This window comes from Streptomyces sp. NPDC033136 (assembly GCF_055578235.1).
Genome location: NZ_JBVIPD010000009.1, coordinates 151,394 through 174,183 on the forward strand (window position 1 = coordinate 151,394; position 22,790 = coordinate 174,183).

Genomic DNA, 22,790 nt, shown 5'->3' on the forward strand with positions numbered 1-22,790 from the left:
GACGGGACGACTGTACGGCCATGGGGTCGCCGGGGAACACCGGGTGACGAGGTGTCAGTTCCCATGCGGCGCCCGGGGCGCGTTCACTCCTTCCGCAGCCGCTCGGTGAGGGCCTGGAGGACTTCGGCGGGCACCAGGTGGGAGACGTCCCCGCCCCAGGTCGCGACTTCCTTGACCAGGGAGGACGACAGGAAGCTGTAGGTGGGGTTGGTGGGGATGAAGAGGGTCTCCACGCCGGAGAGGCCGTTGTTCATCTGGGCCATCTGCAGCTCGTAGTCGAAGTCGCTGACCGCGCGCAGGCCCTTGACGATGGCGGGGATCTCGCGCTGCTTGCAGAAGTCGACGAGCAGGCCGTGGAAGGCCTCCACACGGACGTTGCCGTACTCGGCGGTGACCCGGCGGATCAGGTCGATCCGCTCCTCGATCTCGAACAGGCCTCTCTTGGCCTGGTTGATCATCACCGCGACGTAGACCTCGTCGTACAGTCTGGAGGCGCGGGAGATGATGTCGATGTGTCCATTGGTGATCGGGTCGAACGACCCGGGACAGACGGCGCGGCGCACTGGTGTTCCCTCGCTCTCCGGTCCGGTCATCGTGCGTCTTCGCACGTAGAGGCGGCGCGACCGTACCAAAACGTTCCCTCGCCATAGCGACGGGCCCGGAGGGGTTCGAAACCCTCGGGCCATCGGAACGCCCCGCCCCTGGTGCTGCGCTCCACGGTGACGAGGGCTTCTTCGGCGAGCCAGCCTGCCGAGCGGAGTGTGAGGAGGATCTCCCGAAGATCGTCGTCCGTGACGGCGTACGGGGGGTCGAGGAAGACGAGGTCGTACGGGACGCCGGGGGGTGTCGCGCGGATGATCTGCTCCGCTTTGCCCGATCTGACTTCGGCGCCGGGGAGTCCGAGGGACGTCACGTTGCCGCGGACCGTGCGGACGGCCTTGGCGTCGGCCTCGACGAGGAGGGCATGGCCGGCACCGCGGGAGAGGGCCTCCAGGCCGACGGCTCCTGATCCCGCGTAGAGGTCCAGGACGCGCTCGCCGTCCAGAGGGCCGCCGAGGAGGGACTGCCAGGTGGAGAAGAGGCCCTCGCGGGCACGGTCCGAGGTGGGACGGGTTCCTGTTCCTGGCGGGACGGCCAGGCGGCGCCCGCCGGCTGCGCCGGCGATCACGCGGGTCATCTGTGGTCCTTGGTCGTGGACGGCTTCACGTATCAGTGTGGCTGGTCGCGCCCGCGCGGCGGTAGCCGCAGCGGGACTCCGGCCCCGCGCCCCTCGGGGGCCCTGCGTCACCCCTTCTCCAGATACTGCTCCCTCTCCTCGTCCAGCAGGGCCTCCAGTGCCGTGCGCAGGCCCGGAAGGCGGGTCAGCTCCGGGTCCTTCGCCACGACAGCCGCTGCCTCCTCCCTGGCCTCCGCGATGATCTCCTCGTCCTCGATGACCGCGAGCACCCTCAGGCTGGTGCGGGCGCCCGACTGGGCCTGGCCGAGGACGTCACCCTCGCGGCGCTGCTCGAGGTCGATGCGGGAGAGCTCGAAGCCGTCGAGGGTGGAGGCGACCGCGTTGAGGCGCTGGCGGGCGGCGCTCGCCTCGGGCATCTCGGTGACCAGGAGGCAGAGGCCGGGGGCCGAGCCACGGCCCACGCGGCCACGCAACTGGTGGAGCTGCGAGACGCCGAAGCGGTCGGCGTCCATGATCACCATGGCGGTGGCGTTCGGGACGTTGACGCCGACCTCGATGACCGTCGTGGCGACCAGGACGTCGGTCTCGCCGGCGGCGAAGCGGCGCATGACCGCGTCCTTGTCGTCGGGGTGCATCCTGCCGTGCAGGACCTCGACCCGGAGGCCCCGCAGCGGGCCTTTGCCCAGCTGGTCCGCCACATCGAGGACGGCGAGCGGCGGGCGTTTCTCCGCGGCGTCCTCCGGGGATCCGGCGGGCCTCTTCTTCCCGGCCTTCTTCGGGTCGTCCTCCTCGTCGCCGATGCGGGGGCAGACCACGTACGCCTGATGGCCGTTCTCCACCTCCTCGCGGACCCGCTCCCAGGCGCGGGCCAGGAAGTGGGGCTTGTCCGCGGCCGGGACGACATGGCTGGCGATCGGGGAACGGCCGGCCGGGAGCTGGTCGAGGACGGAGGTCTCCAGGTCGCCGAAGACCGTCATCGCGACCGTGCGCGGGATGGGCGTGGCCGTCATGACCAGGAGGTGCGGGGGCTGTTTGCCCTTGCCGCGCAGGGCGTCGCGCTGCTCGACGCCGAAGCGGTGCTGTTCGTCGACCACGACCAGGCCCAGGTCGTGGAACTGCACCTTGTCCTCGATCAGCGCGTGCGTGCCGATGACGATGCCGGCCTCGCCGGTGGTGAGGTCCAGCAGGGCGTGGCGGCGGGCCGCGGCCCCCATGGAGCCGGTGAGCAGCACGACCTTGGTGGCCTGCTCGGCCCCGCCCAGCATGCCGCCCTCGGCCAGCTCGCCCATCATCTCGACGATCGACCGGTGGTGCTGCTGGGCGAGCACTTCGGTGGGCGCGAGCATGGCGGCCTGACCGCCGGCGTCGACCACGGCGAGCATGGCGCGCAGGGCGACCATTGTTTTTCCGCTTCCGACCTCCCCCTGCAGCAGCCGGTGCATCGGGTGGTCGGTCGCCAGGTCGTCGAAGATCTCCCGGGAGACCCGCTGCTGGCCGTCGGTGAGGGTGAACGGGAGGCGGGCGTCGAAGGCCGTGAGGAGGCCGTCCGGGGTGGGTTTCCGCGGGACGGCGGGGAGTTGGGCGTCCGCGTGGCGGCGGCGGGCGAGGGCGACCTGGAGGACGAAGGCCTCGTCCCACTTGAGGCGGGAGCGGGCTTCCTCGATGTCCGCCTTGGTGTGCGGGCGGTGGATCTTCAGGAGGGCCTCGGAGAGGGGGACCAGGCCGCGGCCCCGGCGCAGGGAGTCCGGGAGCGGGTCGAGGGCCTCCTGTGCGGTGGGAAGGACCGTCTGGAGCGCCTTGCCGATCTTCCAGGACTCCAGCTTGGCGGTGGCCGGGTAGATCGGGATCAGGGCTCCCGCCCAGGTCTCGACGGACTCCTCGGGGTCGCCGCGCAGCAACTCGTAGGCGGGGTGGGCGAGTTGCAGGCGGCGGTTGAAAAGGGAGACCTTGCCCGCGAACATCGCGCGGATGCCCGGCAGGAGCTCCTTGTGGGGCTTGTGAACGCCTTTGCCGAAGAAGACCAGTTGGAGGCGGCCGCTGCCGTCCGTGATCGTGACCTCCAGGCGCTGGCCCTTGCCGCGCGGGGCCTTGGCGGAGGCGAACGTGTGCAGCCGGGCGTCGGCGACCTGGGCGACCACCGTGACGTGCTCGTCCATGGGGAGGTCGGCGAGATGGGTGAGCTGGCCGCGCTCCTCGTACCTGCGCGGGTAGTGGTGGAGCAGGTCGCCGACGGTGAGCAGGCCGAGATACTCGGCCATCACCTTCGCGGTGGCGGGGCCGAGCACCGACTTCAGCGGTTGTCGCAGGGGTTCTTCCAGTGCGGGCACGAGATCCATTGCACACCACGCCACTGACAGCGGCCCGCAGGCCGCGGCCGCGGTCGTCGTAAAGATCCCGGAAATCCCTGGTCAGGCGGCTGGTTCGGGCCTTAGGATGACGCGCTCCCGGCCCTCTTTCGCGGTCACCGCCCCACCGGGACCGCCCGACCCCGCGCCGTCGCGAGTCCCCCACCGGCGCCGTGAAGATGGACTCCCAGAACTCACAGGCATCCCAGGCATCCCATTCGCCCCAGTCACCGCATACGTTCCAGGTCGACCTGCGTGGTCTGGTGGACCTGCTCTCCCATCACCTCTACTCCAGCCCGAAGGTGTATCTGCGGGAGCTGCTGCAGAACGCCGTGGACGCCATCACCGCCCGGCGCGCGACGGAACCCGACGCTCCGGCCCGGGTGCGGCTGTACGCGGAGGGCGGCGCCCTGCGTGTCGAGGACACCGGCGTGGGCCTCACCGAGGCGGACGTGCACAGCCTGCTCGCCACCATCGGGCGCAGTTCCAAGCGCGCCGAGGGACTCCAGGAGGCCAGGTCGGACTTCCTCGGGCAGTTCGGCATCGGCCTGCTGGCCTGTTTCGTCGTCGCCGAGCGGATCCGGGTGGTCAGCCGCAGCGCCCGTACGCCCGGAGCGCCGCCGGTGGAGTGGACGGCGTCCGACGACGGTTCGTACACCGTGCGGACGCTGCCGGACGCCGAGCGGACCGAACCGGGCACCACCGTGCACCTGATGGCCCGGGCCGGGGCGGCGGAGTGGCTCGCGCCCGAGCGGGTCGAGGCGCTGGCCCGGGACTTCGGGTCGCTGCTGCCGTACGACGTCCGGGTCGGCGAGGAGGCGGTCACCGACCTCCCGGCGCCCTGGGACCGTCCCTTTCCGGGCCCGGCCGCCCGCCGCGTCGCCCTCGCCCGGCACTGCCACGATCTGTTCGGCTTCACACCGCTGGACACGGTCGACCTGTCCGTGCCGCTGGCCGGCGTCCGCGGGGTGGCGTACGTGCTGCCGTCGGCGGTCAGCCCGGCCCAGCGCGCGGGGCACCGTGTGCACCTGAAGGGGATGCTGCTGACCGAGCGGGCCGAACAGTTGCTGCCCGACTGGGCGTTCTTCGTGCGCTGTGTGCTCGACACGGACAGTCTGCGGCCCACGGCCTCGCGCGAGTCGCTGTACGAGGACGAGACGCTGGCGGCCGTACGGGAGGTGCTGGGCGAGCGGATCCGCGCCTGGCTGACGGGGCTGGCGGCCGGTGATCCGGAGCGGCTCGCGGCGTTCCTGTCGGTGCACCACCTGGGCGTGAAGTCGCTGGCCCGGCACGACCGGGAGATGCTGCGCACGATGCTGCCGTGGCTGCCGTTCGAGACGACCGACGGGCGGCTGTCGCTGGAGGAGTTCGCACAAAGGCACCCGGTGGTGCACTTCACGCGGACGGTGGAGGAATACCGGCAGGTCGCGCCGATCGCGTCGGCGCAGGGCATCGGCGTGATCAACGGCGGCTACACGTACGACAGCGAGCTGGTGGAGGCGCTGCCCTCGGTACGGCCGGGGACCGTCGTCGCCGAGCTGGACGCGGAGACGGTGACCGCGCATCTGGACGCGGTCGATCCGTCGGAGGAGCTGGCCGTGTCCGGTTTCCTGGCGGCCGCGCGGGCCCGGCTGGACCCGCTCGGCTGCGACGTCGTGCTGCGGGCTTTCCACCCGCTCTCCGTGCCCGCGCTGCACCTCGACGACCGGGACGCCCGGCACGAACAGGCCCGGGCGGACGCCGAGGAGCAGGCCGACGACCTGTGGGCGGGCATTCTCGGCTCGCTGCGGGACAGCGCTCCCCGCGCGCGTCTGGTGCTCAACCACCTCAACCCGCTGGTCCGGCGGATCAGCTCGCTGCACGACCCGGAGCTGATCGGCACCGCCACGGAGTCGCTGTACGGGCAGGCACTGCTGATGGCGCAGCGGCCGCTCGGACCCGCCGACTCGGCGCTGCTCAACCGCGCGTTCATCGGCCTCCTGGAGTGGGCCACGCACAGCGAGGACGGTCAGGCATGAGGGAGATCACGGACTTCGACGCCCTGCGCCGGGCGATGGCGGAGAACTCCGACCAGCCCGAGGGACCGGCCCGCAACGCGCGCGCGGAGGAGCTGCTGACGGCGGCCGAGAAGCTGAACATCCCGCTCGCCGTGATCGAGGCGCTCGGACACCAGCTGAAGGTCTACAACTACAGCTCCGAGAAGGGCAAGATGTTCGTCCCCTTCGCGCGTCTGCTGCGCATGTGGGACGAACGGCCCGAGGACTTCGACGCATACGAGACCCACGCGCTGCACTGGGTCTTCAAGTGGGTGTCGTCCGGCATGCTCGATCAGCCGCACATCCCGCTCGCTTCGATCGAGAAGTGGCTCGGCGAGATGGAGCACCGCTACCGGCTCGCCGGGCACTCCGAGCGGGCGGTGCGCAGCGCGGAGCACCATGTGGCCGCGCATGTCGGGGACGTGGCGCGGGCCGAGCGGGCGTACGCCGCGTGGCTGGCCGCCGACCGGGACGACATGGCCGACTGCCACGCGTGCGAGCTGCACGCGCAGGGCTGGTGGCAGGCGGAGCTGGGCAGGGACGCGGAGGCCCTGGAGCTGTGGCGGCCGGTGCTGGAGGGCGAGTACACCTGCGCCCACGAGCCGCACACGGTCCTCGCGTCCTCCCTGGTGCCGCTGCTGCGGCTGGGCCGCCCGGACGAGGCCCGGGCCGGCCATCTGCGGGGTTTCCGGCTCGTACGGGCCATGGAGAGCATGCGGGGCGCGTACGCGGACCACGTGGAGTTCTGCGCGCTGACCGGCAACGAGGCGCGCGGGCTGGAGCTGCTCGCCGAGCGGCCGGCGTACTTCACCGACGACGGGCACCCGCAGAGCAAGCTGGACTTCATGAGCGTGGTGGCGCTGCTCATGGACCGCCTGACCGGGCTCGGGTTCGGCGACCGGCAGGTGCCCGGCCCGGCCGGCCGGGAGTGGACCGCCCGCGAACTCGCCGCACACGCGCGTGCGGAAGCTCTCGCGCTGGCGGGACGCTTCGACGAGCGCAACGGCACGACGCACGTCAGCGAGCGGGCACGCGCGCGTATGGCGCGGAAGCCGCTGGCGGAACGGCTGCCCCTGGGCGTGCGGTCGGTACGGCCGGCCCCGCCGCCCGCTCCCCCGGCGGTCCCGGCCCCCGCCACCGGGCAGCCGGATCTGCCCGCGCTGCTGGCCGAGGCCCGGCGCCTGTCGGACCACCTGCAGCCGAACGCCATGGAGGCCTGGGCCGCGGTCGCCGAGGCCGCGGAGGGCGCCGAGCTGGACCCGCGCGACCGGGCCGAGATCGCCGACCACGCGGCGATGGGCCTCGGCCCCGAGGGGTCGGCGTTGTTCGAGGAGGCTGCCGGGCTGTACGCGGAGGCGGGCGACCCGGGCGAGGCCCTGGCGGCGCGCTCGCGCGCGGCGTATGTCCGCGCGCTGGCCGGTGACGTGGACGGGGCGGTCGCGGCCGTGGCCGGGCCCTGCGAGGAGATCCGCGCGCTGTACGCCGCCGGCGACACGGGGATACGGCAGACGGCGTCCGTCCTGATGGGCAGGGCCCGGATCCTGGTGCGCCGGGCGCACGCGGCAGGGGGGTTGAGCGCGGAGGCGGTTCCGGCCGACGCCGGGAGCGACGGCCCCGACGGGGTGCCGGGCCACGTCACGGGCTCCGGGCCTGAGGCCATGCTCGGCGAGAGCTCGGAGGCCGGGCCGGAGATCGTGCTCGCCGAGCGCGGGGGTTCCGGGCCGGGCACCGCACGCGGCGAAGCGGGGAGCTCCGGGCCTGAGGCGATGTACGCCGACACCCCGGAAGCCGGGCCGGAGACCACGCACACCCACACCCCGGAAGCCGGGCCGGAGACCACGCACGCCGAGGCCGAAGCCGCCGTCCGGGAGGTTCTCGCGCTCGTCGACGGACGGGACAACGAGGACGTGCGACTGGCGGCGCGGGCCGCCGAGGCACAGGCGATGCTCGCCGAGCTGGCGGGGCTGGCCGGGGACCTGGAAACGGCCGCGGAGCTGTTCGCGCGGGGTGCGGCGGCGTTCGTCGCGGCGGGGCTGCCGTGGTTCGCGGTGGAGTACGAGGCCCGGCTGGCCTCCCTGGCCCACCACCTCGGCGACATGGCGGAGGCGGAACGGGCGCTGCGAGCGGCCCTGGAGCACGGCGGGCCGCATCTGGAGGCGCCCGGACGGGCCCAGTTGCACCTCCAGCTCGCCGAGCTGACGGGCGGCCGGGGCGAGGTCGTGGAGGCAGCCGAGCACGCCCTGGAGGCGGCGCACTGGGCCGACGAGGGGGGCGAGGGGGCGACGCTGGGCGCCTGGGCGCGGCAGCAGCTCGGCGGATTCCTGCTACGGCAGGGGCGGTGGGCCGAGGCCGCCGAGGTGCTGGAGTCGGCGCTGCCCGACCTGACCGCCGAGACGCACGGCGACGGGGCGGTCGTGCAGACGCTGTGGTGGCTCGGCGACTGCCTGAGCGAACTCGGCGAGCACCGCGCGGCTGCCGAACGGCGGCTGCGGGCCGCCGAGATCGCCCGTACCTGGCCCGAGCAGCACGACCACGCGACCCTCGCCCACCTGGCCGGGGAGTCCCTCGGGCAGGCCGGCATGGCCGCAGAGGCGGACCGGGCCTACGCGCGCGCGGGGGACTTGTGGCGCGAACTCGGCAACGCCCAAGGCCTGATCCGCTCCCTGCGTGCCCGTGCCTGGACGGCCTTGCGTGCACCGGACGGCCTGGCGCAGGCCCGGGGCCTGATGGCGGACGCGTTCCGGGAGTGCGAGGCGGCGCGGGGTACGGCAGCCGACGAGGAGTCGCGGCAGCAGTACGTCACCGAACTCGGCGACACTCACCGGCAGTTCGGTGACCTCCTGGCCCGATCCGTCTCAGGGGACGCCGACGACGCCTGCGTCCGGGCCGTGTTCGAGGAAGCCCTGTCCCAACTGCGCAGCTCCGCAGAGGTGTTCGCCTCCCTCGGCGACGACGCCCTGCACAGTCGTACCGGCGCCGAACTCACCGCGGGCTGGCTGGAGATCGAGCTGGACCGCCCCGCCGACGCGATGGCACGCGCGCGTGCGGTGCTGGAGGCCTACGACGGCTTCGACACCACCGGGGCCGACGGTGCGGGCCGCTCGGCGGTGCGGGCCCGGCGGGCGGAGGCGGAGCAGATGCTCCGCCTCGCGGCGGACGACTGACCGCCGGTCCCGCTCACTCCACGCCGATGAGGAGCAGCGCCCCCTGCCGTCCGCCCCGGTAGACGACCGTGTCGACGGCGAGGTACCCCTCACGGACCCGTCCCTCCAAGTGCTCGGCGACGGTGTCGGGCGCCTCGTCGCCGAGCACCAGGGTGACCATCTCGCCCCCGGCCGCGAGCATGCGGTCCAGGACGGTCTCGGCGGTGGCCGTGACGTCCGAGCCGATCACGGCCACGTCGCCGTCGATCAGCCCGAGGACGTCACCGGCCTGACAGATGCCGGCCATCGTCCAGGACTGGGTCTCGGCGACGGTGACCTCGGCGTAGCGGGTGGCACCGGCCGCCGAGGTCATCGACACGACGTCCTCGTCGAAACGGCGCTCCGGCTCGTGCACGGCCAGCGCCGCGATGCCCTGGACCGCCGAGCGGGTCGGGATGAGGGCCACGCGGATGCCCTCCGTACGGGCCTGCTCGGCCGCCGCCGCGGCGGTGTGGCGCAGCTCGGCGTCGTTGGGGAGCAGCACGACCTCGCGCGCGTGGGCCCGCCGTACGGCCTGCACGAGCTCTCCGCTCGCGGGCGGCTCCCCGGGGCGGGCGAGCACGGTCGTCGCGCCCGCCTCGGTGTACAGCCCGGCCAGCCCCTCGCCGGGCACGACGGCCACGACGGCCCGCTGGGCACGCTCCCGGGGCGGCCGCTCGGCGCCGGTGGTGTGCACGTCACCGGCGCCGAAGTGCGTGATCCGGATCCGGTACGGCCGCCCGGCCTCGATGGCGGCCTCGACGGCGGCGCCCGCGTCGTCGACATGGACGTGGACGTTCCACAGCCCGTCCCCGCCGACCACGACGAGCGAGTCCCCGAGGCCGTCGAGCCGCTCCCGCAGCCGCGTCACGGCGGCGTCCTCGGCCTCCAGGAGGTAGATCACCTCGAAGGCGGGGCCGTCATGACCGGGCTGGCCGCCGCTGTCGCCGCACTCCTCCGTCTCGCCGGCGGCCGGGGCGGGGCCTGCGACGGATTCGGCGAGGCCTACGGCGGATTCCACGCGTGCCTGCGGCTCGTCGGCCGAGCCGGTACGGGATCTTGACCCCGGGCTGTCCACCTGGGCGGGCCCCGGGCCTCCGTAGGGGCCGTCCGCCGAACCGGTACGGGGTTCCGGCTCCGGGCTGCCCGCCCCGGCGGGCGCCACGCCCCCGCTGGGGCCGTCGGCCGGGCCGGGGCGCGTGCCCGGTGTCGGCGGCCCGCCGGCCTGTCCGGGAGCCACGCGCGCGTGCGCCCCCTTCGGTCCCGGAGAGGCGACGGGCCCGGAGCCCCGGGCCCCCGGCACGCTCACTGCGGGCGCCGCGCCGCCCGCGCCCGTCACCGCACTCGCCGTCACCGCCCGCGGCCTCTCCCCCGTGAACGTCTCCACCAGCGCCCCGAGCACCGCCACCAGCCCGCGCCCGCCGGCGTCGACCACCCCGGCGCGTTCCAGGACGGGCAGCTGGCCCGGGGTCGCGGCGAGGGCCGTGCGGGCTGCCTCGTAGGCCGCACGGGCCACCGTCCCGCAGTCGCCCTCGGCACGGTCCGCGGCGTCGGCGGCGGCCGTGGCGACGGTGAGGACGGTGCCCTCGACGGGATGGGCCACGGCCTGGCGGGCGGAGTCGGCCGCGTGCCGCAGCGCGAGCCGCAGGCCCCGACCGTCGGCACGGGCGGTGTCGTCGCCGGCCAGCACCTGGGCCATGCCGCGCAGCAGCTGCGCCAGGATCGTCCCGGAGTTCCCCCGGGCACCGATGAGCGCCCCGTGCGCCATCGCCCGGGCGGCGTCGGCGAGGGTCGGACCCTCCACGCCGGAGTCAGCCACGCCCGAAGGGCCCGCCGCGTGCCCCGCGAACACCGCCTCGACCGCGCCGACCGCGGACTCCACGGTCAGATAGAGATTCGTACCGGTGTCCCCGTCCGCGACCGGATAGACGTTGATCGCGTCGATCTCCTCCCGCGCCCGCCCCAGGGTCTCGAGCGCGAGACCGCACCAGGTGCGCACCGCGAGAGCATCGAAGAATGTCTGCGGCACCTGCGCCACCGCGCCTCCCTGAGCTGCTGGACGTGGCACGCAGCGTAGACCCCGGAGCGCTCTCCACCGGAAGAGGGCCGAGGGCGGGCCCCTGAGCTGCCGTGCTAGTTTCGTTGTACGGGTGCAGCCGTTGTATGCTGCTCCGGTTGCCCGATCTGATCGGGCTTTCCCCCTGGCAGCGCCACTCAGATCTCACCGGCTCCTGGAGTCGCAGGATCTCGATCCCGGCATGCCGGGATCAACCGTAAGTGCATCTGAAGTCTTTGGAGTGACCCGTGGCTGCCAACTGCGACGTCTGCGGCAAGGGGCCGGGCTTCGGCAACAACATCTCGCACTCGCACCGCCGTACGTCCCGTCGCTGGAACCCGAACATCCAGCGTGTGCGTACCGTGGTGGGCGGGACGCCGAAGCGCGTGAACGCTTGCACCTCGTGCATCAAGGCCGGCAAGGTCTCGCGCTGACGCTCAGCTAGCGCGCGGCCACTGCTGGTTCGCTGCAGAGCCGGTCCACCCCTGGTGGACCGGCTCTTTGCGGTGCCCGGGATCAGGGGCGCCGCCCCTGGACCCCGTGCCCGGACGCTCAGGCCCGGACACTCAGGAGGCCGCCCCCTGAACACCGCGTCCGGACTCGAGGAACCGCCTCCCGAAAGCCGTGCCTCGACCGCTCAGGCCCCATCCCTGGACGCGGCACCTCGGCGCTCAGCCCCGCCCCGGAACCGCCAGCCATGATCCACCGGACCGATGCCCCCGCCGAGCGCGAACCCGGCCTCGACGGCCCCGGTGACGTACTCCTTCGCCGCCGCCACCGCCACCGGTACGCAGTCCCCCTTCGCGAGCCGTGAGGCGATCGCGGAGGCGAGCGTGCAGCCGGTGCCGTGGGTGTGGCGGTTGTCGTGCCGCGGCGCCCGCAGCCAGTGCTCCTCGGAACCGTCCGTGAGCAGGTCCACGGCGTCCCCGGAGAGATGGCCGCCCTTGATCAGCACCCAGCGCGGGCCGAAGCCCAGCACCGCCGCCGCGGCCCGCCGCATCTCCCCCTCCGACTCGACGCGCACGCCCGTCAGCTGGGCGACCTCGTCGAGGTTCGGCGTGGCGACCGTCGCCGCCGGCAGCAGCTTCGTACGGACGGCGTCCAGCGCGGACGCGGCGAGCAGGGGGTCGCCGTGCTTGGAGACGCCCACTGGGTCGACGACCGCCGGGGCGTCCGTCCCCGCGATCAAGTCGGCCACCGCCTCCACGAGTTCGGCGGAGGCGAGCATGCCGGTCTTCACCGCCTGGACGCCGATGTCGTCGACGACGCTGCGGTACTGGGCGCGCACGGCCTCCACCGGAAGTTCCCAAGCGCCCTGCACGCCGAGGGAGTTCTGCGCGGTCACCGCCGTGATGACGCTCATGCCGTGCACGCCGAGCGCGAGCATCGTCTTCAGGTCGGCCTGGATGCCGGCGCCTCCGCCGGAGTCGGAGCCCGCCACCGTGAGGACATGGGGGATCATGACTCGAGGTCCCCGAAGTGGTCCCAGCCGCCCTTGCTGGTCCACGGCGCCCCGTCGACCGTCACCTGGGGCAGTGCCGAGGGGTTGAGGACCTCGCCGATGACCTTCCAGCGGGCCGGCAGCTTCACGTCCGGCGGGAAGGTCGCCACGATCGCGTGGTCCTCTCCCCCGGTCAGCACCCACTGCATCGGGTCGACACCGACGGCCTGCCCGATGTCGTTCATCTGGGACGGTATGTCGATCGCCCCGGAGCGGACGTCGATCCGTACCTTGCTGGCCTCGGCGATGTGCCCGAGGTCGGCGATCAGCCCGTCGCTCACGTCGCACATCGCGGTCGCCCCGAGCCCGGCGGCGGCCGGACCCGCGTGATACGGCGGCTCGGGGCGCCGGTGGGCCTCCACGAACGCCCGCGGCGAGCGGAACCCCCGGGCCAGCACCGCGTAGCCGGCCGCCGACCAGCCCAGCCAGCCGGTCACGGCGACGAGGTCGCCGGGCTGTGCGCCCGCCCGCGTCACCGGCTCCTGGTTGCGCAGATCGCCGAGCGCGGTGATCGACACCATGATGGAGTCGCCGCGTACGACGTCACCGCCGACCACGGCGGCACCCGCCACCTGGCATTCGTCGCGCAGGCCGTCCATCAGCTCGCTCGGCCACGTCACCGGCAGCTCGGCCGGGACGACCAGACCGAGCAGCAGCGCGGTCGGTACGGCACCCATGGCGGCGATGTCCGCGAGGTTCTGCGCGGCCGCCTTGCGGCCCACGTCGTAGGCCGTCGACCAGTCCCGGCGGAAGTGCCGGCCCTCCACCAGGATGTCCGTGCTCGCCACCACCCTGCGGTCGGGCGCGGCCACCACGGCGGCGTCGTCGCCGGGGCCGACCCGGACCGCCGGGGTGGTGGTCAGACGGGAGGTGAGCTCCCTGATGAGCCCGAACTCACCGAGCTCACCAACAGTGCCCTTCATTGCCCTTTCTCCCCTTCTGTCCCTGTTCGTGCCCGGTCGCGAGGCATCTCAGTCCTCGCTACGGTCGAAGTGACCGTCACGTTGTGCCCGACCTGTACCCCGGCACGCAAGACCCGGTCCCCACAGGTCTCCCCGCGGTGAGCGGCGACGCGATACCGTGGCGTTCCTTTTCCCCACATGATCCTCGTGGCCGCCCTGGAGGTTCCGTGGTACAGGCGTACATCCTGATCCAGACGGAGGTCGGCAAGGCGTCGACCGTCGCCGAGACGATCAGCAAGCTCCCTGGGGTCATCCAGGCCGAGGACGTGACGGGACCGTACGACGTGATCGTGCGGGCGCAGGCCGACACCGTCGACGATCTCGGTCGCCTGGTGGTCGCCAAGGTCCAGCAGGTGGACGGCATCACCCGCACCCTGACCTGCCCGGTCGTCCATCTGTAGCCCCCGTCTACCCTGAGCCGGTGAACTCTCTCCGTCACCGGCACCCTTGTGCCTTCCGCGTGTTCCGCCTGCCCGCTCTCGCACTGTTGATCACTGCCGCGGGCTGTTCCTCAGCAGACGACGGCGCGTCGGCGGCGGTTCCCAGTCCGGGCGCGAAGGTCACGGAACTGTGCCGGAACCTGGACAAGGTACTGCCCGCGCGGGTGGACGGTGAGCGGCGCGAGGATCCCGAGCCCGCGTCGGCACTGACGGCGGGCTGGGGCAGCCCGGCGATCATACTTCGCTGCGGTGTTCCGCAGCCGCCGAAGATGGTCGATCCGAAGGTGGCCGACGGGCATGACCCGGATGCGGTCGCCGGGGGTGTGAACGGGGTCGACTGGCTGATGGAGAAGCAGGACGACGGGGGGCACGTCTTCACCACCGCCAACCGGGAGGCGTACGTGGAAGTGCGCGTGCCGGAGGGGCCGGACAGCTCCGGGGTGCTGATCGATCTGGCCGCCGCGGTCAAGAAGGCGATCCCCGAGGGGATCGCCTCCTGAGCGCCGTGCCTCAGGGCCGGTTCAGCGCAGACCCGTCGACCTGCGCAGCGCCGCCCGCACCAGCCGGTCGATGAGCTCCGGGTAGCTCACCCCGCTCGCCTGCCACATCTGCGGATACATCGAGATGGGCGTGAAGCCGGGCATCGTGTTGATCTCGTTGATCACGAACTCGCCGTCCTCGGTGAGGAAGAAGTCCGCGCGGACCAGGCCCTCGCAGGACGCCGCCTCGAAGGCGTCGACCGCCAGGCGCCGCACCTCGGCCGTCTCCTGTGGCGTCAGCGGCGCCGGCACGATGCCGGGCGTGGAGTCGATGTACTTGGCCTCGAAGTCGTAGTACGCGTGCGCCTCGGGAGCGGGGATCTCCGCGGGCACGGAGGCCCGGGGGCCGTCCTCGAACTCCAGGACGCCGCACTCGATCTCCCGGCCGCGCAACGCGGCCTCCACGAGGAACTTCGGGTCGTGCCGCCGGGCCTCGGCGATCGCCTCGTCCAGTCCGGAGAGGTCGTCGACCTTGGTGATGCCGATCGACGAACCCGCGCGCGAGGGCTTCACGAACAGCGGCCAGCCGTGCTCGCCGGCGAAGTCCACGATCTTCTTGCGGGCGGCCGTCTCGTCCTGCTCCCACTCACGCGGCCGGATCACCACGTACGGGCCCACCTTGAGCCCGAAGGAGGCGAACACCCGCTTCATGTACTCCTTGTCCTGGCCCACGGCCGAGGCGAGCACGCCCGACCCCACGTACGGGACGCCGGAGAGCTCCAGGAGGCCCTGGAGGGTGCCGTCCTCGCCGTAGGGGCCGTGCAGCACCGGGAAGACCACGTCGACCTCGCCGAGCGCCTTGGGCACCGATCCCGGCTCGCTGTAGACGACTTCGCGGTTGGCGGGGTCGACCGGGAGGATCACCCCGCCCTCGTCGGACTCGGCGAGCGCGTCGACGCTCGGCGGGCGCCGGTCGACGATCGCCATCCGCTCCGGTTCGTCCGCCGTGAGCGCCCAACGGCCGTCCTGGGTGATGCCGATCGGCAGGACGTCGTACCTGGTCCGGTCGATGGCCTTGAGGACGGCGCCGGCGGTGACCACGGAGATCCCGTGTTCGGAGCTGCGCCCGCCGAACACGACGGCCACACGCGGCTTGCGAGGCGGCTGCTCGGGGCTCTGGGGGAGGTTCTCGGTGCTCATATCGCGTTGAGAGTACCCGTTGGTAGGGCCGGGATACAGCGCCCCCGGAGCCGCGTCGCTCAGCGTCGTTCGGGCTTCGCGCTGCGCGACATCAGCTCCTTGAGGGCGACCACCGGAGGCTTGCCCTCGTGCACGATGCCGACGACCGTCTCCGTGATCGGCATGTCGACACCGTACCGGCGGGCCAGATCCAGCACCGACTCGCAGGACTTGACGCCCTCGGCGGTCTGCTTGGTGACCGCGATGGTCTCCTGGAGGGTCATGCCCTTGCCGAGGTTGGTGCCGAAGGTGTGGTTGCGCGACAGCGGCGAGGAGCACGTGGCCACCAGGTCGCCCAGGCCCGCGAGTCCGGAGAACGTCAGCGGGTCGGCGCCGAGCGCCATCCCGAGCCGGGTGGTCTCGGCGAGACCGCGGGTGATGAGCGAGCCCTTGGCGTTGTCGCCGAGGCCCATGCCGTCCGCGATGCCGACGGCGAGGCCGATGACGTTCTTCACGGCTCCGCCCAGTTCGCAACCCACCACGTCCGTATTGGTGTACGGGCGGAAGTACGGCGTGTGGCAGGCGGCCTGGAGCCGCTGGGCGACGGCCTCGTCGGTGCAGGCGACCACGGCGGCGGCCGGCATCCGCGCGGCGATCTCCCGGGCCAGGTTGGGCCCGGTGACCACGGCGATCCGGTCCGGGCCCACCTTGGCGACGTCGTCGATGACCTCGCTCATCCGCATCGCGGAGCCGAGTTCGACGCCCTTCATCAGCGAGACGAGGACCGTGCCCGGCGCGAGGAGCGGGCTCCACTCGGCGAGGTTGCCGCGCAGGGTCTGCGAGGGGACCGACAGGACCGTGAAGTCGGCGTCCGCCGCTGCTTCGGCGGGGTCCGTGGTGGCCCGCACGTTCTCCGGGAGCTGGACGCCCGGGAAGTAGTCGGGATTGGTCCGGGTGGAGTTGATCGCCTCCACGAGTTCCGGGCGGCGCCCCCACAGGGTGACCTCGCATCCCGCGTCGGCCAGCACCATGCCGAAGGCCGTGCCCCACGAACCGGCGCTCAGAACCGCCGCCTTGACCGGCTTGCTCACTTGCCCAGCCCCTCTTCCTGCGCCGGCTGCGACGCCTGTGCCGACTGCACCGCCGCCCGCCCCGGCTGCTGCCCGCTCCGCTGTGTCTGCGCCTGCGTGCGGCGCCGCTGCTCGATCCGTTCCCGCCGCGGGTCGTAGGGCGTCTCGGGCGCCTTCTCGCCGCGGATCGCCTCCAGCTGTACGGTGATGGCCGCCATGATGGCCTCGGTGGCCTCCTTCAGGACATCCGCCGTCATCTCCCGGTCGTAGAACCGTGTGAGGTCCACCGGCGGTCCGGCGAGCACGCGGTGCGTCTTGCGCGGCAGCAGATGCGGCTTCTTCGCGTACGGCGGCAGCAGTTCGTTGCAGCCCCACTGGGCGACGGGGATCACCGGGCACTTGGTCTGCAGGGCGACGCGCGCGGCCCCGGTCTTGCCGGTCATGGGCCAGCCGTCCGGGTCGCGGGTGAGGGTGCCCTCGGGATAGAACGCGACGCATTCTCCCCGGTCCACGGCGCCGATCGCGGCCCGGAAGGCGCTCAGCGCGTCAGTGCTCTCGCGATAGACGGGAATCTGCCCGGTGCCGCGCATCACGGCGCCGACGAATCCCTTCTTGAAAAGCCCGCTCTTCGCGAGGAATCGAGGAACCCGCCCGGTGTTGTACTGAAAGTGCGCGTAAGCGAAGGGGTCGATGTGCGAATTGTGGTTCACCGCGGTGATAAATCCACCCTCGGCCGGAATGTGCTCCATTCCGCGCCAGTCCCGCCTGAGCAGAACCACCAGCGGCGGTTTGCAGATCACCGCGGCGAAGCGGTACCAGAAGCCGATTCTGCGGCGGGGCACGCGGACACCTTCCTCTAGGGCCTGAAGCGGGGGGCCACGGGGGGCCGCACAAGTGTCGCCCCAGGCCGCCGGTCTGTCGAGAACACCGTACGCCCCGGCACGCCGCCCGCCCGGTGCCCCGGGTGACAATGACCGCGACAAGAGGAGGACGGAACACCTGTGCAATGGACCCTGGTCGTACCCCTGAAGCCCCTGGCCCGGGCCAAGAGCAGGCTTGCGGACACCGCGGACGACGGGCTGCGGCCGGGCCTGGCGCTCGCCTTCGCCCAGGACACGGTGGCGGCCCTGCTGGCCTGCCCCGCGGTACGGGATGTGGCAGTCGTCACGGACGACGCCCGGGCGGGCCGTGAGCTGGCCGCACTGGGCGCCGCGATCATCCCCGACGAGCCCGGGAGCGGCCTCAACGCCGCCCTGGCCCACGCGGCGGGGGTCGTACGGTCCGCCGGCCCGGCCGCTCCGGTGGCCGCGCTCAACGCCGACCTCCCGGCGCTGCGCCCCGGGGAATTGCAGCGGGTACTCGACGCCGCCGGTGAATTCCCGCGCGCATTTCTCGCGGATGCGGCCGCAATCGGCACGACCCTGCTGACCGCCGCCCCGGACCGGGAATTGCGCCCGGCCTTCGGCACCGATTCCCGGGCCCGGCACCGCGCGTCCGGTGCCGTGGAACTGTCCCTGGCCGCCGTGGATTCCGTACGCCAGGACGTGGACACCGGCGACGACCTGCGCAGCGCGCTGGCCCTGGGGGTCGGCCCTCATACGGCCGCGGCCGCCGCGCGGTTGCTGATACCCGGGCAGTAGGCTGCGGCCATGCAGGCGACCGCGTACACGTACGACCCCGAAAGCCGCTGCGGGCAGGTGCTCCTGGACGACGGCACCCCGGTGCCCTTCGACACGGCGGCGTTCGACGCGGGCGGCCTCAGGCTGCTGCGTCCGGGGCAGCGGGTCCGCATCGAGGTGGAGGGCCCGAAGGACGCCTTGCGGATCACTCTGGTGACCCTGCAGACCCTCTGACCACTCCATGAACACGCCGCGGGCCGGACTCCGTACGGAGTCCGGCCCGGCGCATGAGTACCCGAGCGCCCCTACTTCTTGCGGGCGGTGGTCTTCTTGGCGGTGGTCGTGCGCGCCGTCGACTTCTTGGCGGGCGCCTTCTTGGCCGTGGCCTTCTTCGCCGGGGCCTTCTTGGCGGTGGTCTTCTTCGCGGCGGTGGTCTTGGACGTCGCCGTGGTCTTCTTGGCGGGCGCCTTCTTCGCCGTGGTCTTCTTCGCGGCCGCCGTCTTCGAGGTGGCCTTCTTCGCCGTCGTCTTCTTGGCGGTGGTCTTCTTCGTGGTCGCCTTCTTGGCGGCGGCCTTCTTGACCGTCGCGCCGGCACCGCCGGTCAGGCTGCCCTTCGGCGCCTTCTTGACGGAGACCTCGCCGCCTCGCGGGAGCTTCTTCGAGCCGCTGACCAGGTCCTTGAAGCCCTGGCCCGCACGGAAGCGCGGAACGGAGGTCTTCTTGACCCGAACCCGCTCGCCCGTCTGGGGGTTACGGGCGTAGCGGGCCGGACGGTCGACCTTCTCGAAGGAACCGAAGCCGGTGACGGAAACCCTCTCACCTGCGACGACCGCACGGACGATGGCGTCCAGCACATGGTCGACAGCGTCGGCGGCCTGCTGGCGGCCGCCCATCTTGTCGGCAATCGCTTCTACGAGCTGCGCCTTGTTCACGTCTTCCCCTTCGGAGACATCGCCAGAACGAAAGTGTTCAAGCTTTTTCGCACGTTAGGCAGATATATACCGCAAATCAAACACGAAACGGGCTTATCACCCTTGTGCCGCAACCAACTCGGCGGTGTCGGCGGTTCAGCGTTCCTCTTCGGGGAGAAACCCCTTGTCGAGGTCCGCGGTGAACCGCTCCAGCCGCCTTGCCGCGTCGGCGAGATCGTGCTTGGCCGCGGCCGTAATGACCAGCAGCTTCCGGGTCAGCGCCATCCGTACGCCCTCCGGGACTTGCAGTGCGCGCACTCTTGCGTGCGCTTCCTTGAGTTGGCCCGCGACTGCCGCATAGAGCTCGAGTTGGCCGTCGTGTTCCATGCACAGATTGTGCCATCTGGGGCGAGTTGTCGCCTGCGCAGGGGACAACTGCCGCCTCGAACGGCCTTCCCGGCACACGTGGAAGTCACGGCTGTGCAACTCGCGTACCCCGACAACCACCGGCGTAACGTGGGCAGTTGCCTGCCCCGCGCAGGGCGGGCAGGGCCGTTCGGGTGCAGAAACGGCTGTACCCCCGATCGGGCTGATCGGGGGTACAGCGGGGGTGTTGCGGTGGCCGAAAGTCGCCTTGTTCAGGGCGGCGGATCGTGCTCCGGGTCAGACCGGGAGTGTCCGCGGCTTGAACGACGGGCGCTTCGCCTCGTACGCGGCGATGTCCGCCTCGTTCTGGAGGGTGATCGAGATGTCGTCGAGGCCGTTCAGCAGCCGCCAGCGGGCGTTCTCGTCCAGCTCGAAGGAGGCGGTGATGCCCTCGGCGCGCACCTCGCGGGCGACCAGGTCGACGGTGATCTCCGCGGTCGGGTCCTTCTCGGTGAGCTCCCACAGCGCGTCCACGACCTTCTGCTCCAGAACCACCGTGAGCAGGCCGTTCTTGAGCGAGTTGCCGCGGAAGATATCGGCGAAGCGAGAGGAGATCACGGCCTTGAAGCCGTAGTTCTGCAGCGCCCAGACGGCATGCTCGCGGGAGGAGCCGGTGCCGAAGTCGGGGCCGGCGACCAGGACGGTCGCGCCCTGCCGCTCGGGCTGGTTGAGCACGAACGACGCGTCCTTGCGCCAGGCCTCGAACAGCCCGTCCTCGAACCCGTCGCGCGTGACCTTCTTGAGCCAGTGGGCCGGGATGATCTGGTCGGTGTCGACGTTGCTGCGGCGCAACGGGACGGCCCGGCCGGTGTGGGTGGTGAATGCTTCCATGACTGATCAGACTCCAGCGGGCGTACGGACGTCGGCGTCGGACAGGTCGGCCGGGGAGGCCAGGTGGCCCAGCACGGCGGTCGCCGCCGCGACCTGCGGTGACACCAGGTGCGTACGGCCGCCCTTGCCCTGCCGGCCCTCGAAGTTGCGGTTGGAGGTGGACGCGGAGCGCTCCCCCGGCGCCAGCTGGTCGGGGTTCATCCCCAGGCACATGGAGCAGCCGGCGTGCCGCCACTCGGCGCCGGCCTCCTTGAAGACGACGTCCAGACCCTCGGAGACGGCCTGCAGACCGACCCGCGCGGAGCCCGGGACGACCAGCATCCGTACCCCGTCGGCGACTTTGCGGCCCTCGAGCAGCTCGGCGGCGGCGCGCAGGTCCTCGATGCGGCCGTTGGTGCAGGAGCCTACGAAGACGGTGTCCACCTTGATGGAGCGCAGCGGCTGACCGGCCTCCAACCCCATGTATTCCAGGGCCTTTTCGGCGGCGTAGCGCTCCGATGCGTCTTCGTACGAAGCAGGATCGGGGACGGACGCCGAAAGCGGTGCGCCCTGTCCGGGGTTGGTTCCCCAGGTGACGAACGGCGACAGTTCGGCGGCCTCGATGACGACCTCGGCGTCGAACTCGGCGTCCTCGTCCGTCTTCAGCGTCTTCCAGTACGCGACGGCGGCGTCCCAGTCCTCGCCCTCGGGGGCGTGCGGGCGGCCCTTGAGGTACGCGAAGGTGGTCTCGTCCGGGGCGATCATGCCCGCGCGGGCGCCGGCCTCGATCGACATGTTGCAGATGGTCATGCGCGCTTCCATCGAGAGCTTCTCGATGGCCTCGCCGCGGTACTCCAGGACGTAGCCCTGGCCGCCGCCCGTGCCGATCTTCGCGATGATCGCCAGGATCAGGTCCTTGGCGGTGACGCCCTCGGGCAGTTCGCCGTTGACGGTGATCGCCATGGTCTTCGGGCGGGACATCGGCAGCGTCTGCGTGGCCAGCACGTGCTCCACCTGGGAGGTGCCGATGCCGAACGCCAGCGCGCCGAAGGCACCGTGCGTGGAGGTGTGGGAGTCGCCGCAGACGACGGTGGTGCCGGGCTGGGTCAGGCCCAGCTGCGGGCCGACGACGTGCACGACGCCCTGCTCGACGTCGCCCAGCGGGTGCAGGCGCACACCGAAGTCGGCGGCGTTCTTGCGCAGCGTCTCCAACTGCACCCGGGAGACCGGGTCCGCGATCGGCTTGTCGATGTCGAGGGTCGGGGTGTTGTGGTCCTCGGTGGCGATGGTGAGGTCGAGGCGGCGCACGGTGCGGCCGGTCTTGCGCAGCCCGTCGAAGGCCTGCGGGCTGGTCACCTCGTGCAGCAGGTGCAGATCGATGAAGAGAAGGTCGGGCTCGCCCTCCGCGCGCCGGACGACATGGTCGTCCCAGACTTTCTCCGCGAGTGTCCTACCCATCGCTGTTCCCTCCGGCCGGCTACGGTCCGCCGACCCAACTAGAGATCTTGAGGAAGCGGTGCCCGTTTCCCCTGATTCCGGGCACACACCACCAGGCCCTTACGTCACGGGCCGTTGTGACTTCGTGATTCCAGGGTGGCGGGTTCCACGGAAATTTGAACTTGCGTTTCACAGAGTGAGACGCGAGTATCGTTGCATGGACAACAGTAGCGGCGTCGGCGTTCTGGACAAGGCGGCCCTCGTCCTGAGCGCTCTGGAGTCCGGTCCGGCCACCCTCGCGGGCCTGGTCGGCGCGACCGGACTGGCACGACCCACGGCTCACCGCCTGGCCGTGGCCCTGGAACACCACCGCATGGTGGCGCGCGACATGCAGGGCCGTTTCATTCTCGGCCCCCGCCTGGCCGAGCTGGCCGCGGCCGCGGGTGAGGACCGTCTCCTCGCCACCGCCGGCCCGGTGCTCACGCACCTGCGTGACGTCACGGGCGAGAGCGCGCAGCTCTACCGCCGCCAGGGCGACATGCGCATCTGCGTCGCAGCGGCGGAGCGGCTGTCCGGACTGCGGGACACGGTCCCGGTCGGTTCGACGCTCACGATGAAGGCCGGCTCCTCGGCGCAGATCCTCATGGCCTGGGAGGAGCCGGAGCGGCTGCACCGCGGACTGCAGGGCGCCCGCTTCACGGCGACGGCCCTGTCGGGCGTACGGCGCCGGGGCTGGGCCCAGTCGATCGGCGAGCGGGAGCCGGGCGTCGCGTCCGTCTCCGCGCCGGTGCGCGGCCCGTCCAACCGCGTGGTGGCGGCCGTGTCCGTGTCCGGGCCGATCGAGCGGCTGACGCGGCACCCGGGGCGGATGCACGCGCAGGCCGTGATCGACGCGGCCGGGCGCCTCTCCGAGGCGCTGCGGCGCACCGGCTGAGCCGACTGATCGTCCCGGGGAGAGCAGGCCTCAACGCCGCGGCGGGCTCTCCACGGGCAGGCGCACACAGCCCCGCGCCCCGGGAAGGGGCATACAGAAGAGGCCCTCCACCGAAGTGGAGGGCCTCCTGCGTTCAAGTACCCCCGACCGGATTCGAACCGGCGCTACCGCCTTGAGAGGGCGGCGTGCTAGGCCGCTACACAACGGGGGCCTGGACACTGCGTTT

The 22,790-nt window shown here is 72.1% G+C and carries 21 protein-coding genes and 1 tRNA gene; 8 read left to right on the plus strand and 14 right to left on the minus strand.

Going from position 1 to position 22,790, the window contains the following annotated elements:
* Positions 1 to 83: 83 nt before the first annotated feature.
* From coaD to recG, 3 genes are all read right to left on the minus strand, one after another.
* On the minus strand, positions 84 to 563 hold the full coding sequence (gene coaD / locus ACZ5TL_RS19120; protein ID WP_468591236.1) for a pantetheine-phosphate adenylyltransferase: 480 nt from the start codon (positions 561 to 563) through the stop codon (positions 84 to 86).
* A gap of 26 nt (positions 564 to 589) precedes the next feature.
* Complete coding sequence (gene rsmD / locus ACZ5TL_RS19125) at positions 590 to 1,177, minus strand: 16S rRNA (guanine(966)-N(2))-methyltransferase RsmD (RefSeq protein ID WP_468591077.1); 588 nt, start codon at positions 1,175 to 1,177, stop codon at positions 590 to 592.
* 107 nt (positions 1,178 to 1,284) lie between these two features.
* Complete coding sequence (gene recG, locus ACZ5TL_RS19130; RefSeq protein ID WP_468591078.1) at positions 1,285 to 3,513, minus strand: ATP-dependent DNA helicase RecG; 2,229 nt, start codon at positions 3,511 to 3,513, stop codon at positions 1,285 to 1,287.
* Positions 3,514 to 3,701: 188 nt separating this feature from the next.
* On the opposite strand from recG, the gene ACZ5TL_RS19135 reads away from it, so the two are divergent.
* Both ACZ5TL_RS19135 and ACZ5TL_RS19140 read left to right on the plus strand, forming a co-directional pair.
* Positions 3,702 to 5,540, plus strand: coding sequence for an HSP90 family protein (locus ACZ5TL_RS19135; RefSeq protein WP_468591080.1), 1,839 nt, complete (start codon positions 3,702 to 3,704; stop codon positions 5,538 to 5,540).
* Positions 5,537 to 8,722: a tetratricopeptide repeat protein gene (locus ACZ5TL_RS19140; RefSeq protein WP_468591082.1), complete on the plus strand. Its 3,186-nt coding sequence runs from the start codon at positions 5,537 to 5,539 to the stop codon at positions 8,720 to 8,722. The genes ACZ5TL_RS19135 and ACZ5TL_RS19140 overlap by 4 nt, the downstream gene beginning before the upstream one ends.
* 13 nt (positions 8,723 to 8,735) lie before the next feature.
* Here the strand turns inward: ACZ5TL_RS19140 and ACZ5TL_RS19145 are convergent, their stop codons facing one another.
* A complete protein-coding gene (locus tag ACZ5TL_RS19145; protein ID WP_468591084.1) occupies positions 8,736 to 10,778 on the minus strand; it encodes a DAK2 domain-containing protein in 2,043 nt (680 codons plus the stop codon).
* 266 nt (positions 10,779 to 11,044) lie between these two features.
* On the opposite strand from ACZ5TL_RS19145, the gene rpmB reads away from it, so the two are divergent.
* Complete coding sequence (rpmB, locus tag ACZ5TL_RS19150; RefSeq protein WP_003993230.1) at positions 11,045 to 11,230, plus strand: 50S ribosomal protein L28; 186 nt, start codon at positions 11,045 to 11,047, stop codon at positions 11,228 to 11,230.
* 203 nt (positions 11,231 to 11,433) lie between these two features.
* On the opposite strand, the gene thiD is transcribed toward rpmB, so the two are convergent.
* Positions 11,434 to 12,258: a bifunctional hydroxymethylpyrimidine kinase/phosphomethylpyrimidine kinase gene (gene thiD / locus ACZ5TL_RS19155; protein ID WP_468591086.1), complete on the minus strand. Its 825-nt coding sequence runs from the start codon at positions 12,256 to 12,258 to the stop codon at positions 11,434 to 11,436.
* Entirely contained in the window at positions 12,255 to 13,220 is a 966-nt protein-coding gene (locus tag ACZ5TL_RS19160; protein WP_468591088.1) for a thiamine-phosphate kinase, read from the minus strand. Before ACZ5TL_RS19160 ends, thiD begins: the two co-directional genes overlap by 4 nt.
* A gap of 206 nt (positions 13,221 to 13,426) precedes the next feature.
* Here ACZ5TL_RS19160 and ACZ5TL_RS19165 point away from each other — a divergent pair, with 206 nt between their 5' ends.
* Together ACZ5TL_RS19165 and ACZ5TL_RS19170 are read left to right on the plus strand one after the other, a co-directional pair.
* Entirely contained in the window at positions 13,427 to 13,660 is a 234-nt protein-coding gene (locus tag ACZ5TL_RS19165; RefSeq protein ID WP_007384930.1) for an Lrp/AsnC family transcriptional regulator, read from the plus strand.
* A gap of 20 nt (positions 13,661 to 13,680) precedes the next feature.
* Complete coding sequence (locus ACZ5TL_RS19170; RefSeq protein WP_468591089.1) at positions 13,681 to 14,199, plus strand: DUF3515 domain-containing protein; 519 nt, start codon at positions 13,681 to 13,683, stop codon at positions 14,197 to 14,199.
* Between the two features lie 21 nt (positions 14,200 to 14,220).
* On the opposite strand, the gene ACZ5TL_RS19175 is transcribed toward ACZ5TL_RS19170, so the two are convergent.
* From ACZ5TL_RS19175 to ACZ5TL_RS19185, 3 genes are read right to left on the minus strand one after another with little or no spacing between them, the layout of a single operon-like run.
* Positions 14,221 to 15,378, minus strand: coding sequence for a D-alanine--D-alanine ligase family protein (locus ACZ5TL_RS19175; RefSeq protein WP_468591090.1), 1,158 nt, complete (start codon positions 15,376 to 15,378; stop codon positions 14,221 to 14,223).
* 59 nt (positions 15,379 to 15,437) lie between these two features.
* Positions 15,438 to 16,448 (minus strand): NAD(P)H-dependent glycerol-3-phosphate dehydrogenase, encoded by a 1,011-nt coding sequence (locus tag ACZ5TL_RS19180; RefSeq protein WP_468591091.1) that lies wholly within the window; start codon positions 16,446 to 16,448, stop codon positions 15,438 to 15,440.
* Positions 16,445 to 17,269, minus strand: coding sequence for a lysophospholipid acyltransferase family protein (locus ACZ5TL_RS19185; RefSeq protein WP_468591092.1), 825 nt, complete (start codon positions 17,267 to 17,269; stop codon positions 16,445 to 16,447). The genes ACZ5TL_RS19180 and ACZ5TL_RS19185 overlap by 4 nt, the downstream gene beginning before the upstream one ends.
* A 159-nt stretch (positions 17,270 to 17,428) precedes the next feature.
* Between ACZ5TL_RS19185 and cofC the strand changes: the two genes are divergently transcribed.
* Both cofC and ACZ5TL_RS19195 read left to right on the plus strand, forming a co-directional pair.
* Entirely contained in the window at positions 17,429 to 18,067 is a 639-nt protein-coding gene (gene cofC, locus ACZ5TL_RS19190; protein WP_468591094.1) for a 2-phospho-L-lactate guanylyltransferase, read from the plus strand.
* Positions 18,068 to 18,076: 9 nt separating this feature from the next.
* The gene (locus tag ACZ5TL_RS19195) at positions 18,077 to 18,280 is read left to right on the plus strand and encodes a hypothetical protein (protein ID WP_468591095.1); all 204 of its coding nucleotides are present in this window, start codon (positions 18,077 to 18,079) and stop codon (positions 18,278 to 18,280) included.
* Between the two features lie 71 nt (positions 18,281 to 18,351).
* Here the strand turns inward: ACZ5TL_RS19195 and ACZ5TL_RS19200 are convergent, their stop codons facing one another.
* From ACZ5TL_RS19200 to leuC, 4 genes are all read right to left on the minus strand, one after another.
* Positions 18,352 to 18,978, minus strand: a complete 627-nt coding sequence (locus tag ACZ5TL_RS19200; protein ID WP_468591097.1) for an HU family DNA-binding protein — start codon at positions 18,976 to 18,978, stop codon at positions 18,352 to 18,354.
* 135 nt (positions 18,979 to 19,113) lie between these two features.
* Positions 19,114 to 19,344 (minus strand): SCO5555 family protein, encoded by a 231-nt coding sequence (locus ACZ5TL_RS19205; RefSeq protein WP_468591098.1) that lies wholly within the window; start codon positions 19,342 to 19,344, stop codon positions 19,114 to 19,116.
* 276 nt (positions 19,345 to 19,620) lie between these two features.
* The gene (gene leuD / locus ACZ5TL_RS19210) at positions 19,621 to 20,214 is read right to left on the minus strand and encodes a 3-isopropylmalate dehydratase small subunit (RefSeq protein ID WP_468591100.1); all 594 of its coding nucleotides are present in this window, start codon (positions 20,212 to 20,214) and stop codon (positions 19,621 to 19,623) included.
* A 6-nt stretch (positions 20,215 to 20,220) separates the two neighbouring features.
* Positions 20,221 to 21,651 (minus strand): 3-isopropylmalate dehydratase large subunit, encoded by a 1,431-nt coding sequence (gene leuC, locus ACZ5TL_RS19215; RefSeq protein WP_468591101.1) that lies wholly within the window; start codon positions 21,649 to 21,651, stop codon positions 20,221 to 20,223.
* 196 nt (positions 21,652 to 21,847) lie between these two features.
* Between leuC and ndgR the strand changes: the two genes are divergently transcribed.
* Positions 21,848 to 22,564: an IclR family transcriptional regulator NdgR gene (gene ndgR, locus ACZ5TL_RS19220; RefSeq protein ID WP_020270051.1), complete on the plus strand. Its 717-nt coding sequence runs from the start codon at positions 21,848 to 21,850 to the stop codon at positions 22,562 to 22,564.
* A gap of 138 nt (positions 22,565 to 22,702) precedes the next feature.
* On the opposite strand, the gene ACZ5TL_RS19225 is transcribed toward ndgR, so the two are convergent.
* Positions 22,703 to 22,775 (minus strand) — tRNA-Glu (locus ACZ5TL_RS19225).
* Positions 22,776 to 22,790: the final 15 nt, after the last annotated feature.